At 63.1% G+C, this 14,951-nt stretch carries 12 protein-coding genes; 8 read left to right on the forward strand and 4 right to left on the reverse strand.

The window, feature by feature from the left end:
• The first annotated feature begins 79 nt into the window (after positions 1–79).
• Positions 80–274: a SlyX family protein gene (locus ACR0LZ_RS00410; protein WP_480747787.1), complete on the forward strand. Its 195-nt coding sequence runs from the start codon at positions 80–82 to the stop codon at positions 272–274.
• 16 nt (positions 275–290) lie between these two features.
• Here the strand turns inward: ACR0LZ_RS00410 and ACR0LZ_RS00415 are convergent, their stop codons facing one another.
• The 4 genes from ACR0LZ_RS00415 to dnaE all read right to left on the reverse strand — a co-directional run bounded on the left by ACR0LZ_RS00415 (position 291) and on the right by dnaE (position 5,544).
• A complete protein-coding gene (locus tag ACR0LZ_RS00415; RefSeq protein ID WP_480747788.1) occupies positions 291–1,196 on the reverse strand; it encodes an SRPBCC family protein in 906 nt (301 codons plus the stop codon).
• 127 nt (positions 1,197–1,323) lie between these two features.
• Positions 1,324–1,689, reverse strand: coding sequence for a hypothetical protein (locus tag ACR0LZ_RS00420; RefSeq protein WP_480747789.1), 366 nt, complete (start codon positions 1,687–1,689; stop codon positions 1,324–1,326).
• A gap of 50 nt (positions 1,690–1,739) precedes the next feature.
• Positions 1,740–1,952 (reverse strand): YMGG-like glycine zipper-containing protein, encoded by a 213-nt coding sequence (locus ACR0LZ_RS00425; protein WP_480747790.1) that lies wholly within the window; start codon positions 1,950–1,952, stop codon positions 1,740–1,742.
• A 91-nt stretch (positions 1,953–2,043) separates the two neighbouring features.
• Complete coding sequence (gene dnaE, locus ACR0LZ_RS00430) at positions 2,044–5,544, reverse strand: DNA polymerase III subunit alpha (protein ID WP_480748081.1); 3,501 nt, start codon at positions 5,542–5,544, stop codon at positions 2,044–2,046.
• Positions 5,545–5,651: 107 nt separating this feature from the next.
• Here dnaE and ACR0LZ_RS00435 point away from each other — a divergent pair, with 107 nt between their 5' ends.
• The 7 genes from ACR0LZ_RS00435 to ACR0LZ_RS00465 all read left to right on the forward strand — a co-directional run bounded on the left by ACR0LZ_RS00435 (position 5,652) and on the right by ACR0LZ_RS00465 (position 14,946).
• Positions 5,652–6,440, forward strand: a complete 789-nt coding sequence (locus tag ACR0LZ_RS00435) for a sulfite exporter TauE/SafE family protein (RefSeq protein ID WP_480747791.1) — start codon at positions 5,652–5,654, stop codon at positions 6,438–6,440.
• Positions 6,441–6,757: 317 nt separating this feature from the next.
• Positions 6,758–8,119: a xanthine dehydrogenase small subunit gene (xdhA, locus tag ACR0LZ_RS00440; RefSeq protein WP_480747792.1), complete on the forward strand. Its 1,362-nt coding sequence runs from the start codon at positions 6,758–6,760 to the stop codon at positions 8,117–8,119.
• Positions 8,116–10,437: a xanthine dehydrogenase molybdopterin binding subunit gene (gene xdhB, locus ACR0LZ_RS00445; RefSeq protein WP_480747793.1), complete on the forward strand. Its 2,322-nt coding sequence runs from the start codon at positions 8,116–8,118 to the stop codon at positions 10,435–10,437. The genes xdhA and xdhB overlap by 4 nt, the downstream gene beginning before the upstream one ends.
• Entirely contained in the window at positions 10,427–11,362 is a 936-nt protein-coding gene (xdhC, locus tag ACR0LZ_RS00450; protein ID WP_480747794.1) for a xanthine dehydrogenase accessory protein XdhC, read from the forward strand. Before xdhB ends, xdhC begins: the two co-directional genes overlap by 11 nt.
• Positions 11,359–12,876 carry an ABC transporter ATP-binding protein gene (locus ACR0LZ_RS00455; RefSeq protein ID WP_480747795.1) on the forward strand — a complete coding sequence of 506 codons (1,518 nt, stop codon included), beginning with the start codon at positions 11,359–11,361 and terminating at the stop codon, positions 12,874–12,876. Before xdhC ends, ACR0LZ_RS00455 begins: the two co-directional genes overlap by 4 nt.
• A gap of 63 nt (positions 12,877–12,939) precedes the next feature.
• A complete protein-coding gene (locus ACR0LZ_RS00460) occupies positions 12,940–14,022 on the forward strand; it encodes an ABC transporter permease (RefSeq protein WP_480747796.1) in 1,083 nt (360 codons plus the stop codon).
• A 3-nt stretch (positions 14,023–14,025) separates the two neighbouring features.
• Positions 14,026–14,946, forward strand: a complete 921-nt coding sequence (locus ACR0LZ_RS00465; RefSeq protein ID WP_480747797.1) for an ABC transporter permease — start codon at positions 14,026–14,028, stop codon at positions 14,944–14,946.
• Positions 14,947–14,951 lie beyond the last annotated feature (5 nt).

Genomic DNA, 14,951 nt, shown 5'->3' on the forward strand with positions numbered 1-14,951 from the left:
CCTTGCGTTGGGTGGCGGGGCTGGCAAGTGTGACGTCGCGCCTTTATGAGCGGGGGCAGCACAATCAGGGGGCCAGCCGATGCAGCATCTCGAGGAACAGATCGCGCACCTGACGCGCAGCGTCGATGACTTGAGCGCCGTGGTCGCGCGCCAACAGGCCGAGATCGACCGGCTGACCCGCCGTGTCGAGATGCTGATGCAGCGCGAGGCCGCGCGCGAGCAGGAAGGATCGGGCGGGATCGTTCTGGGCGACGAACGCCCGCCGCATTACTAAGCAAGGAACTCAGCCCCTATGACAGGCTGAGAACCTTGCGTTGCCACAAACCAGTCATTGACCAGTCGCGCTTGCCGCGTAATCGAGCGGCAAACCCGTCGAGGGCGTCTCCAAGCTGATCGTCAAACCAAAGTTCCAGGGCATTGCGCGGCAGCATGGCCTTGTTGTGCTGGAAGGCCGTGACGCAGGTTCCACCCTTGCCATCGGGTTCAAGCGTCACGTCGAACTCTCCATCGGTCAGTCGATGGTTTTTCGCGCTGATGTTTCCGGAAAATCGATAGCGATAGTGCCGTGGCGCTTCGCTGTTCAGAACGGTCTGCCGCTGGTGCTGAAATATGGACGGACCCATCGTGTAGTAAACGTCGAAACTATTCGGGTCGTTGGGAACTGGTCTGGCCTCGTGCAGGACAGGATTCCAATTCGGCTCAGCTCCATGATGAGCTATTGCAAATGCACTCCAAACTTCCTCGACAGGGCGGTTTACGCGCACGCGCCGTTTGGATTTCCAATCCAGACCAAAGCGAAATCGATCCAGCACGACCCCGTAGGTGACGGAAATGAAGGTCAGCAATATCACGAGGCTGATAATCCCGGTCATCGCCGCAGGCAGTTCAAAAAGATCCACCATCGATTGCGCCGGATTGAACGTTTCATTGAAAACAAGCCAAAATGGCACGATTTCGACCATCATGCGCATGCGGCGGAATATCAGGATGAAGAGTGCAAGCCCTGCAAAAACGACCCCGCTTGCTAAAAGCAAGGTCAACCCCATTGCCAGCCACGCTATCGCCGGGCCACTGACAGACGCCATTTCATCAAATTGACCCGGATACTCGTTTGAGAATTGAATGACTCCGGTGGTCATCAGAAAGAACGTCCCAAACAGCAACCGGCGACGTTGCCTGTAAATCAATCGAAACATGCTTTGCACCCATAAGTAGTCAGCCTCAAAGCTGCCTATCGCTCAGGATGTTGTCCAGATTGAGACCTGTCTGTGCGCAATCGAGATTTCTCGGGCCGTACGCCAGAAAATTCAGGGCATTACCGGATCACAGGCCCAACGAGGATTTCACCGCGTCATCGACCACACCGGCGAGAAGGGCGTCTTGATCGCCTTCGCACCCTGCCCGCAAAGCGTCGATGAAGGTCTGGCGAAGAGCCGCCTTTTCGGCGTCCGTGGCGGCGTGGTCCTCGATATTCACCTCGCGGTTATAAAGTGACAGCGCGGCCATTTTCCGGACCACCTCGACGACGTATTCGTCATCGCCATCCGCCTCTTCGATGACGCTGGCGCAGGTGTGATACATGACCGGCATCGCGTCCTCTACCATCTGTTCGGCTTCGGCATCGGCCAGAAGGGGCGTGGCGGTGATCGTCAATAGCGCAGCCCCGTTGAAAATCCATTTCCCGTGCATGGCAGGCAACCTCCTGAACTCGGGACCGATGGTTCGGCCCGTGTAACTCGTCAATCCTTGTTGGCGCCGATGATGGCCCCGACCACGGCGCCGGCGGCAGCGCCCTTGCTGTCACCGACCAGAGCGCCGACACCGGCACCAATCAGCGCGCCCTTGACCGCGTTGTCCGTTTTCTTGTCGGCCTCGGCCATGTGTGGCAGCGCGAGGAACAGCGCGGCGGCAAGGGCCGCGCACAGGGTTCTGTAATGTCTGAGATCGGTCATCCCGTCCTCCCCTACGAAAATCCTTCTTTGTCCATGGTAGCTTGAACAGGTGTCCCTGTCCAAACCGGATTTCCGCAAAGGGGTGGGATGGCTAGAGTTCCTCGACGTCGATGACCCCTTCAAGCGATTTGATCGCGCCCTTGATTTGGGGGGTGATCGGGAAATCCTGACCCAGATCCATCTCGACATCGCCGGGCAGGCCGGGGGCCAGCAGGCAGAGCTGGATCGGCCCCTTTGAGGCCCCGCGCGCCGCTGATGCCGCATCTTCCAACACCCGGGCGACGACGGGCAGGGCCTGAACCTCGTCCACGAAGATGCGCAGGCCGGTTGCACCGGCCTCGGCCACAGCGGCGTCGATGGGGCCGACGGAGCGGCCCAGAAGTTTCAGCTGGTCCGCCTCCATCGTCGCTTCGGCGGTCAGCACCACATGGGCGCCGGTTTCCAGAAACTCGCGGCTTTTCTCCAGCGTTTCCGAGAACAGCGTGACCTCGTAGGCACCTGTGGGGTCGGAAAGCTGGGCAAAGGCAAAACGGTTGCCGCGGGCGGATTTGCGCTCCTGCCGACCGGCCACGACACCGGCCATCTTGGCGATCAGCGGGCCGGAACGGGCCTTTTCCGTCACCTCGTCCAGCGTCATCACCTGCTTGCGCTTGAGCGACGGCATGTAATCGTCCAGCGGGTGTCCGGAAAGGTAGAAGCCGATGGCCTTGAATTCCTCGCTCAGCCGCTCGGCGGGCAGCCAGTCGGGGGTCTGGCTGAGGCGCGGTTCGGGCAGGTCGTCGCCGGCCTCGCCAAACAGCGACACCTGGTTCGAGTTCTTCTGCTCGTGAATCGCGGCCGAGTATTGCACCAGCGCCTCGAGACTGTCGAAGACGCGGCGGCGGTTGGGGTCGAGCTGGTCGAAGGCGCCAGCGCGGGCGAGCATTTCCAAGGGCCGCTTGCCGACCTTTTTCAGATCGACCCGGCGGGCGACGTCGAAGAGGTTGACGAAAGGCTTGTCGCCCCGCCCCTGAACCACAAGGTTCATCGCCTCGACGCCCACGTTCTTGAGCGCGCCCAGCGCATAGACCAGTTCGCCATTCACCACGTCGAAGGTTGCCAGCGACCGGTTCACGCAAGGCGGCACATAAGGCAGGCCCAGCCCCTTGCGGACCTCTTCGAAATAGACGCCCAGCTTGTCGGTCAGGTGGATGTCGCAGTTCATGACACCGGCCATGAACTCGACCGGATGATTGGCCTTGAGCCAGCCGGTCTGGTAGCTGACCACCGCATAGGCTGCGGCGTGGGACTTGTTGAAGCCGTAGTTGGCGAATTTTTCCAGCAGGTCGAAAACCTCGGAGGCCTTTTTCTTGTCGACCCCATTTTCCGCCGCGCCCTTTTCGAATTTCGGGCGTTCGGCGTCCATCGCCTCTTTGATCTTCTTGCCCATGGCGCGGCGCAGCAGGTCGGCGCCGCCGAGCGAATAGCCCGCCATCACCTGTGCGATCTGCATCACCTGTTCCTGATAGACGATGATGCCCTGGGTTTCTTCGAGGATGTGGTCGATCAGGGGGTGGACGGATGTGATCTCGCGCAAGCCGTTCTTGACTTCGCAATAGGTGGGGATGTTCTCCATCGGGCCGGGGCGGTAAAGCGCCACGAGGGCCACGATATCCTCGATACAGGTGGGTTTCATGCGCTTGAGCGCATCCATCATGCCCGAGCTTTCCACCTGAAACACCGCAACCGTCTTTGCCGCCGAATAGAGCTTGTAGGTCGCCTCGTCATCCAGCGGGATGGCGTTGATCTCGTTCACCGCGCCTTCGGGCGGGTCGTAAAGCTGCGTGCCGTCGGCGGCTACGTGCAGGTCGCGGCCCGACTTTCGGATCAGGTCAACGGCGTTCTGGATCACGGTGAGCGTCTTGAGACCCAGAAAGTCGAATTTCACCAGACCGGCCTGTTCCACCCATTTCATGTTGAACTGGGTCGCGGGCATGTCCGAGCGCGGGTCCTGATAGAGTGGCACCAGCGCGTCCAATGGCCGGTCGCCGATCACCACACCGGCGGCGTGGGTCGAGGCGTTGCGCAACAGCCCCTCGACCTGCTGGCCGTAATTGAGCAGGCGCTCCACCACCTCTTCGTTGCGGGCCTCTTCGCGCAGCCGCGGTTCGTCTTTCAGCGCCTTTTCGATCGAAACGGGCTTGACGCCTTCGACCGGGATCATCTTGGACAGCCGGTCCACCTGGCCATAAGGCATCTGCAGCACCCGCCCGATGTCGCGCACGGCGGCCTTGGACAGCAACGCACCAAAGGTGATGATCTGGCCCACCTTGTCGCGCCCGTATTTGCCCTGCACGTAGCGGATTACCTCTTCGCGGCGGTCCATGCAGAAGTCGATGTCGAAGTCCGGCATGCTGACCCGCTCGGGGTTCAGGAAGCGTTCGAACAGGAGCGAATAGCGCAGCGGATCGAGGTCGGTGATGGTCAGCGCATAGGCCACCAGCGAACCCGCGCCCGAGCCCCGGCCGGGGCCGACGGGAATGTCATGATCCTTGGCCCATTTGATGAAATCGGCAACGATCAGGAAATAACCGGGAAAGCCCATGCCCTCGATGATGCCCAGTTCGAAATCCAGCCGTTCCTGATATTCCTCGGGCGTCACAGCATGGGGAATGACCGCGAGGCGCTGTTGCAGGCCCTCGTTGGCCTGACGCCGCAGTTCCTGCACCTCGTCATCTGCGAATTTGGGCAGAATCGGGTCGCGGCGATAGGCCATGAAGGCGCAGCGTTTCGCGATTTCGACGGTGTTCTCGACCGCTTCGGGCAAATCGGCAAACAGGGTGATCATTTCCTGTTGCGATTTGAAATAGTGCTGCGCTGTCAGGCGGCGGCGGCCTTCCTGCTGGTCGACATAGGCCCCCTCGGCGATGCAGATCAGCGCGTCATGCGCCTCGTACATGTCGGGGGTCGGAAAATAGACGTCGTTGGTGGCAACCAGCGGCAGGTTTCTGGAATAGGCCATTTCGACATGGCCGCGTTCGGTCAGGCGTTCCGCCTCGGGCTGTCCGTCTTCGCCCGGATGGCGTTGCAGCTCGACATAGAGCCGGTCGGGGTACATCGCGGCCAGCCTGTCCACCAGCGCCTCGGCGGCCGGGCGCTGGCCCTGTTGCAACAGCCGCCCAACCGGGCCGCCCGGCCCGCCGGTCAGGCAGATCAGCCCGTCCGCGTGGCGTTCCAGCTCATCCAGAGTGACCTGCGGCAGTTGCCCGCCGTTGTCCACATAAAGGCAGGAGCTGAGCTTCATCAGGTTTTCATACCCGGCCTCTGACTGGGCCAGCAGCACCACTGGCGCGGGGGATTTCGGCTTTTCGCCCGGCTGCGCCTGCACATAGGTCAGATCCACCTGACAGCCGATGATCGGCTGAATGCCCGCGCCGCTGGCGGCGACGGAGAACTCCAGCGCCGAAAACATGCTGTTGGTATCGGTCACCGCGACGGCGGGCATGTCCATCTTTTCGCACAGGCCGGGCAGCTTTTTCAGCCGCATTGCCCCTTCCAGAAGGGAATATTCGGTGTGAACGCGAAGATGGATGAATCGGGGGGTGCTGCTCATGGCGTCACGATAGGCGATCATGGTCACGGCTTCCATCACTCAAGTCGCGCCTGAGCTTCAAAATGTAAATTGCAGTTTCCTGCGCGCAGGAATAACGATTCGGAGATTTGGCTCTTTTCCAGCGAGTCGCGGTGGACCTGTTCCTGACTTTCGCATTTGTGGGCTTTTTTGCACAGCTTGCCGACAGCGCTCTGGGCATGGGTTTCGGTATCATCTCATCATCGGTTCTGCTGGCGCAGGGCGTACCGCCGCCGCTGGTTTCGGCGAGCGTGAACGCAGCCAAGATTCCGACAGGTGTCGCGTCGGGCGTGTCACACACGCTGAACGGAAACATCGATCGCAAACTGGTTGTCCGGCTGGCTGTGGCCGGCATTCTGGGTGGCATTGTCGGGGCGCTGATCCTGGGCGAGTTGAAACGGCCGGTGCTGACGATCTTCATCTCGTCATACCTGTTGCTGATTGGCAGTCTGATCCTGTGGCGGGGCCTTTCGGGCCGGTCGCCAGGATTTCTGGCGTCAGGGCGGGTCACGGCAGTCGGAGCGACCGGCGGGCTGATCGAAGGAATTGGCGGCAGCTGGGGACCGGTCGTGACAAGCGCGCTGATCGGTTCGGGGCATGAACCTCGGCGGGCCATCGGATCGTCTGCGGTGGCCGAGCTGGCGGTCAGCATCACCGTATTTGCGGTTCTGATGACCACGTTCAAGCTGGGCCAATGGGGCGGAGGGCGCGACCTGCAAGACGTGCTTTTCCCGGTTGCCGGGCTGGTGGCCGGGGGCGTTCCTGCCGCTTTGGTCGGTGGACGCCTGGCAGCCGTGGCGCCCAAACGCCCGCTGACGATTGCGGTGGGGGTTTTGGCAATCTGCATCGGCGTGCAGCGCCTGTTTTCGCTGATTTGACTCGGGCGCAGACAATCGGCTGACTACCCCCCGATGCCCAAAAAACGAAACCTGATTATTCGGAAAATCCAGAAGGTGTTTCGAGGCCGAGCAGGGCATGTTGCAGGAATTTCTTCTACATTCATTGACTTATGTCAAAAATCGGCAGGACAAAATGACGCTGGCCCTGTGCGCCGCCTGTCCCGACGATTGGTTTTTCTTGCCAGATCGCATCTGCTGTTTCTAACCTGAGACAAGACGATAAGCCCGCACCTCTTTCTACGTCGCATCGAAGGAGGGCAACTGGGGCCAACGGGGTAAGGCGACGGGTTTCACTCATGAAGATCACGTTTCTTCTGAACGGAGAGACTGTGGAGTTGGCGGATATTTCGCCAACCGCAACTCTGCTGGACTGGCTGCGCGAGGAACGCGGGCTGACCGGCACCAAGGAGGGCTGCAACGAAGGCGATTGCGGCGCCTGCACCGTCATGGTCACGGACGAGGATGGCGCCAAGGCGCTGAACTCGTGCATCCTGTTTCTGCCGCAGCTGCACGGCAAGGCGGTGCGCACGGTCGAGGGGGCCTGCGGCCCGGATGGCCAGATGCACCCGGCGCAGGCGGCCATGGTCGAGCATCACGGCTCGCAATGCGGGTTCTGCACGCCCGGCTTCGTGATGTCGATGGTCGCCAGCCACGCCGAGGGCGCCACCGATCACGACACCCAGCTGGCCGGAAACCTGTGCCGCTGCACCGGCTATGCCCCGATCATCCGCGCCGCGGAAGCGATCGAGGCCCAGCCGGTGCCGGTCTGGGTCAAGGACAAACCGGTTGCGACCAAGGCCACCTCGCCGATGATGCCCCGGTCATCGGACGAACTGGCCGAGGTCTATGCCGCCAACCCCGACGCGGTTCTGGTCGCGGGCGCGACCGATGTGGGCCTGTGGGTGACCAAGCAGTTGCGCGATCTGGACCCGGTGATCTTTCTGGCGGGCTGCGACGACCTGAAACGATTCGAGATCACCGATACGCAGGTGCGTTTTGGCGCGATGGTGGACATGAACCGGATGGGCGCGGCGATTGCCGGGCTGCATCCGTCTTATGCCGAGATGATCCGCCGCTATGCCAGCGTGCAGGTGCGCCATGCCGCCACCGTGGGCGGCAATATCGCCAATGGCTCGCCCATCGGTGACAACCCACCGGCGCTGATCGCGCTGGGGGCCACGCTGCATCTGCGCAAGGGCGATACCCGCCGCGACCTGCCGCTGGAAGAGTTCTTTATCGACTATGGCAAGCAGGACCGGGCCAAAGGCGAGTTTGTCGAGGCCGTCAGTTTTGCCCGTCAGGCGGACCGGCTGAAATGCTACAAGCTGAGCAAGCGGTTCGATCAGGATATCTCGGCCGTGTGCGGCTGTTTCAACATCACCGTCTCGGACGGCGTGGTAACCGGCGCGCGCATCGCCTTTGGCGGCATGGCGGGCATCCCGAAACGCGCCAGCGCCGTCGAGGCGGCACTGACCGGCAAGCCGTGGACGGAAACGACCGTCAGGGACGCCCTGCCCGCCTTTGACGACGATTTCACACCGCTTACGGACATGCGCGCCTCGGCCGAATACCGGCTGGAAACCGCGCGCGCGATGCTGGAGCGCTATTTCGCCGAGGATCAGGGCGAAGTGACCAACGTATTGGAGGTGACGGCATGAGCGTGACCAAACCGCTTCCCCATGACGCGGCGCCCCTGCATGTGGCGGGCACCGCGCGGTATGTCGATGACATCCCGACGCCCAAAGGCACGCTGCATCTGGCCTTTGGCCAAAGCCCGATTGCCAAGGGCAGCATCACGTCGATGGACCTGTCGGCGGTGCGTGCGGCCGCAGGCGTCGTTCTGGTGATGACGGCGGATGACCTACCCTTTGCCAACGATGTCTCGCCCTCGATCCATGACGAGCCGCTGCTGTCGGACGGCAGCGTGAACTATGTCGGCCAGCCGGTGTTTCTGGTGGTGGCCACCAGCCATCTGGCGGCACGCAAGGCGGTGCGGCTGGGCAAGGTCGAATATGCCGAGGACACCCCGATTCTGACCGTCGAAGAGGCACTGGCCGCCGACAGCCGGTTCGAAGAAGGGCCGCGCATCTATGCCAAGGGGGATGCCGAGGCCGCCATCGCCACTGCAGCGCATGTCATCGAAGACACGTTCGAGATGGGCGGGCAGGAGCATTTCTATCTGGAAGGTCAGGCCGCGCTGGCGGTGCCGAACGAGGGCGGTGACATGCTGGTGCACAGCTCGACCCAGCACCCGACCGAGATTCAGCACAAGGTGGCCGAGGCCCTGGGCGTGCCGATGCATGGCGTGCGCGTCGAGACCCGCCGCATGGGCGGCGGTTTCGGCGGCAAGGAAAGTCAGGGCAACGCGCTGGCCGTGGCCTGCGCCATCGCGGCGCGCGCCACCGGCCGTGCCTGCAAGATGCGCTATGACCGTGATGACGACATGGTCATCACCGGCAAGCGCCACGCCTTTCGTATTTCGTATCGGGCGGGCTTTGACGCAGAAGGTCACATACAGGGGGTCTCGTTCCTGCAATACGCGATCTGTGGCTGGGCGCAGGACCTGTCGCTGCCGGTTGCCGACCGGGCGATGCTGCATTCGGACAATGCCTATCTGCTGCCGAATGCGCGGATCGAAAGCCACCGGCTGAAGACCAACACCCAGTCCGCCACCGCCTATCGCGGGTTTGGCGGGCCACAGGGAATGGTCGCGATCGAGCGGGTGATGGACCACGCCGCACACGCGCTGGGGATCGACCCGGTCGAGCTGCGGCGGCGGAATTACTATGCCGCGCCGTCGCAGGGGGGCGCTGGCTCCCGGAGCATTTCGGAAAAGATGAAGAACACCACGCCATACGGGATGGAGGTCGAGGATTTCGAGCTGCATGAAATGACCGAGGCGCTGCTGGCCTCGTCGGATTATGCCGCGCGCAAGGCGGCGGTGGAGAAATGGAACGCCGAGAACCGGGTGGTCAAGAAAGGCATCGCCTTTTCGCCGGTGAAATTCGGGATTTCGTTCACGCTGACGCACCTGAATCAGGCCGGCGCGCTGGTGCATGTCTATCAGGACGGCTCGGTGCATCTGAACCATGGCGGCACCGAGATGGGACAGGGCCTGTTCCAGAAGGTGGCGCAGGTGGCGGCCAGCCGGTTCGGCATTCCGCTGGAAGCGATCAAGATCACCGCGACCGACACCGCCAAGGTGCCGAATACTTCGGCCACGGCGGCCTCGTCGGGCAGCGACCTGAATGGCATGGCGGTCAAGGCGGCCTGTGACACGATCCGCGACCGGATGGCCGATTTTCTGGCCGAGCGGCATCAGGCCGATCCGCAATCGGTGCGCTTTGGCGATGGCCATGTCGAGGTGGGCGAGGCGCGCTATACCTTTGCCGAGGCGGCGGCGCTGGCCTATCAGGGCCGGATCAGCCTGTCGGCGACCGGTTTCTACAAGACCCCCAAGATCGAATGGGACCGGATCAAGGGCCATGGGCGGCCATTCTATTACTTCGCCTATGGCGCGGCCATTACCGAAGTGGCGGTGGACACGCTGACCGGTGAAAACCGCATTCTGCGCACCGATATCCTGCATGATGCGGGCGCCTCGTTGAACCCGGCGCTGGACAAGGGACAGGTCGAGGGCGGTTACGTGCAGGGCGCGGGCTGGCTGACCACCGAAGAACTGGTCTGGGACGGCAAGGGGCGGCTGACCACGCATGCGCCCTCGACCTACAAGATCCCGGCCTGTTCGGACCGGCCCGACATTTTCAACGTGTCGCTTTGGGACGGACAAAACCGCGAGGACACGATCTATCGCTCGAAAGCGGTGGGCGAGCCGCCCTTCATGCTGGGCATCTCGGCCTGGCTGGCGCTGTCGAACGCGGTGGCGGCCTGCGGCAAGGCTTACCCGGCGCTGGACGCGCCCGCCACGGCGGAAGAGATCTGGCGCGGCATCAGGAGGGTACGCGATGGGATTTGATCGGGAGGCTTTGAGGGAGGCGGTCAAGATCCACGGGCGCGTGGTGCGGGTGGTCATTGCCGCCATCCGGGGATCATCGCCCCGCGAGGTGGGGGCCGCGATGCTGGTCTGGGACGGTGGCCAGTCGGGCACCATCGGCGGCGGAACGCTGGAGTTTCAGGCGGCAGAAGCGGCGCGCGGGCAGCAAAGCCCCGCAAGGCTGAGCCAGCATGCGCTGGGCCCCGACCTCGGGCAATGCTGCGGCGGTGCGGTCACTCTGCTGAGCGAGGTTTATGACCTGGCGGCGGTGGACCGGCTGGAGGAGACGGTGATCGCGCGAACGCCCGGTGGCAGCGCCATGCCGCTGGCGGTCAAGCGCGTGCTGGCAAAGGCACGCGGTCAGGGCCTTCGGCCCGAACCGCAACTGGTCGACGGCTGGATGATCGAGCCGGTGCACCAGCGCGCGCGCAAGCTGTGGATCTGGGGTGCGGGCCATGTGGGCCGGGCGCTGGTCGACGTATTGTCGCCACTGCCCGATCTGGCAATCACCTGGGTCGATACCGGGCCGGAGCGGTTTCCCGAAACGATCCCCGCAGGGGTGACGGCGGCACCAGTGGCCAAGCCGGCGGAGCTGGTGCGCCATGCACCGCGCGACGCCGAGCATCTGGTGTTGACTTATTCGCACAATCTGGACCTGGAGCTGTGCAACCGTTTGCTTTTGCACGATTTCCGCTTTGCCGGGCTGATTGGTTCGGCTACCAAGTGGGCGCGGTTCAGATCGCGGCTTGCCGCGCTGGGCCATGCGCCCGAGCGGATCGGCCGGATCACCTGCCCGATTGGCGACCCCGCCTTGGGCAAACATCCGCAGATGATCGCGGTGGGTGTGGCGGCACGAATGCTGCGCCCCGCAATGCAGAACGACTTGAAGAAGGATCTGAGCGCGTGACCACACCACTTTTGAGATTGCAGGGGCTGACCAAGGCCTATCCCGGCGTCGTGGCCAACGACAACGTCTCGTTCGATATCGGCGAGGGCGAGGTGCACGCGCTGCTGGGGGAAAACGGCGCGGGGAAATCCACGCTGGTGAAAATGATCTATGGGCTGGTAAAGCCCGACAGCGGCACCATGCTGTTGCGCGGGCAGACCTATGCCCCGCCCGAACCGCGCGCGGCGCGCGCCGACGGGATCGCGATGGTATTCCAGCATTTCTCGCTGTTCGATGCGCTGAATGTGGCGGAAAACATCGCGCTGGGGATGGAGAACCCGCCGCAGATGAGCGATCTGGCCTCGCGTATCCGCGAGGTGTCGGAAACCTATGGCCTGCCGCTGGACCCGTACCGGACGGTTGGTGACTTGTCGGCGGGCGAACGCCAGCGGGTCGAGATCATCCGGTGCCTGTTGCAGGACCCCAAGCTGCTGATCATGGACGAACCCACGTCGGTGCTGACACCGCAGGAGGTCGACATCCTGTTCGAGACGCTGCAAAAGCTGCGCTCGGAGGGCACCTCGATCCTCTATATCTCGCACAAGCTGGAAGAGATCCGCACGCTGTGTGACCACGCCACCATTCTGCGGCTGGGCAAGAATGTGGGCGAATGCGTGCCAAAGGATACCTCGGCACGCGACATGGCGGAAATGATGGTCGGCACGGCCCTGCAGACGCCGGAACGGTCCGGGCGCGAGTTCGGCGAGGTGGCGCTGGATATCAGCGGGCTGAGCGTGCCGTCGCCCACTGAATTCGGAACCGCACTGAAAAACCTGCACATGACGGTGCACAAGGGCGAAGTTCTGGGTATCGGCGGGGTTGCCGGCAACGGGCAGGACGAATTGCTTGCCGTTCTGTCGGGCGAAATCCTGACGGCCGCCGATGCGGTGAAAATGGCCGGTCAGCCGATCGGCAGGCTGGGGCCGACCGCAAGGCGCAAGCTGGGTCTGCTGACGGCGCCCGAAGAGCGTCTTGGCCATGCGGCGGCGCCCAACATGAGCCTGACAGAGAATGCCCTGCTCACCGGATCGGTGCGCGAAGGGCTGGAAAGCAACGGTTTTCTGAAATGGGCGGAAACCCAGAGCTTTGCCGAGAAGATCATCAAGGAGTTCGACGTGCGCACTCCGGGGCCTGACAATGCGGCCCGGTCGCTGTCGGGCGGAAACCTGCAGAAATTCGTGATTGGCCGCGAAGTGCTGCAAAACCCCGAGGTGCTGGTGGTCAACCAGCCGACCTGGGGCGTCGATGCCGCCGCCGCGGCGGCGATCCGGCAGGCGATCCTGGATCTGGCGGCCAAGGGGGCCGCGGTGGTCTGCATCAGTCAGGACCTGGATGAGCTGATGGAAATCTCGGACAGCTTTGCCGCCCTGAACGAGGGCCGCCTGAGCGCGCCGCGCACCACCGCGGGCCTGACGGTGGACGAAATCGGCCTGATGATGGGCGGCGCCCATGGCATGGAGGTGGCCCATGTCTGAGAGATTCAGCCGCCGCTGGCGGGCGTATTTTCAAAAAGATGAAATCAATGGGGGGATGAGCAGATGATCGTGCTGGAGAAACGGCCGCAGCCGTCACAGGCCTGGTCGATGGCGACGCCGCTGGTTGCGGTGCTGGCGACAATGGTGTTCGGCGGGCTGCTGTTCGCCGCGTTGGGCAAAAACCCGGTCGAGGCGATCAAGACCATTTTCTGGGATCCGCTGTTTGGCGAGTTCGCGTTCTTCTATCGCCCGCAACTGCTGGTAAAGGGTGCGCCGCTGGTGCTGATCGCCATCGGCCTTTCGCTGGGATTTCGCGCCGGCATCTGGAACATCGGGGCCGAAGGCCAATACATCATGGGCGCCATTTTCGGCGCCGGTGCGGGGCTGGCCTTTTACCCGATGGAGGCCTTTTACATCTTTCCGATCATGGTGATCGCCGGCGCATTCGGCGGCTGGCTCTGGGCGAGCATCCCGGCCTTTCTGAAGGTGCGTTTCGGCACCAACGAGATCCTCGTCTCGCTGATGCTGGTCTATGTGGCCGAACAGATGCTGGCCTCGGTCTCGCTGGGTCTGTTGAAGAACCCCGAAGGGTTCGGCTTTCCCGGCTCGCGCAACCTGCAATCCTATGCCAGCGCGCATAACGCCGAGATCTTTGCCGGATCGGGCATGCACTGGGGTGTGGTCGCGGCCTTTGTCGCGGTGATCTTTGCCTATGTGCTGCTGAACCGTCACATGACCGGGTTCCACATCCGACTGACCGGCGAAGCGCCGCGCGCCGCGAAATTCGCGGGTGTCAACCCGGCGCGGCTGATCCTGTTCTGCCTTGGAATGTCGGGGGCGCTGGCTGGGCTTGCCGGACTGTTCGAGGTGGCCGGCCCATCGGGGCAGATCTCGATCGACTTCAACGTCGGCTATGGCTTTACCGCGATCATCGTGGCCTTTCTGGGCCGCCTGCATCCGGTGGGCATCCTGCTGGCCGGGGGCCTGATGGCGCTGACCTATATCGGCGGCGAGATCGCCCAGGGCAGCCTGGGCCTGCCAGCTGCCGCGATCCAGGTGTTCCAGGGGATGCTGTTGTTCTTCCTGCTGGCGCTTGATCTTCTGACCAACTACCGCGTTCGCGCGGCCCGCAAAGAGGTGGCCTGATCCATGGACCTGTCTGCAATCAATCCCGTCCTGCTGGTGGCCTCGCTGATGGTCGCCGCCACCCCGCTGCTGCTGGCCGCCATTGGCGAACTGGTGGTGGAAAAAGCGGGGGTTCTGAACCTTGGCGTCGAAGGCATGATGATCGTCGGCGCGATCTGCGGCTTTGCCATCTCGGTCGAAACCGGCTCGCCCTGGCTGGGCTTTGTCGCGGCGGCCATCGGCGGCGCGATCCTGTCGCTGCTGTTCGTGATCCTGACCCAGATCGCGCTGGCCAACCAGGTTGCCAGCGGTCTGGCGCTGACCCTGTTCGGTCTGGGCCTGAGCGCGCTGATGGGGCAATCCTATGTCGGCATCAAACCGCCGCAGATGGGGCGGCTGGACATTCCCGTCCTCAGCGATCTGCCGGTCGTGGGCCCGATTCTGTTCAGCCACGACCTTATCCTCTATCTCGGCATCGCGTTGATCGCGGCGGTCTGGTACGTGCTGAAATACACCCGCGTCGGCCTGATCCTGCGCGCGGTGGGCGAAAACCACGATGCCGCCCATGCGCTGGGTTACAAGGTGATCAAGATCCGCATTCTGGCAATCATGTTCGGCGGCGCCTGCGCCGGTCTGGGCGGGGCCTATATCAGCCTCATCCGCGTACCGCAGTGGACCGAGGGCATGACGGCGGGCGTCGGCTGGATCGCGCTGGCGCTGGTGGTCTTTGCCAGCTGGAAACCGTGGCGCGTGCTGCTGGGGGCCTATCTGTTTGGCGGCGTGACCGTGGTGCAGCTGAACCTGCAGGCGGCGGGCGTTGCCATCCCGGTCGAGTATCTGGCAATGTCGCCCTATCTCATCACGATCCTTGTGCTTGTGATCCTTTCGGCCGACAAGAGCAGCGCGCCTGCCTCGCTCGGCCGGTCCTTCCACGCCACTCATTAAGAGTG

Source organism: Ruegeria sp. CI1 (genome assembly GCF_056536925.1).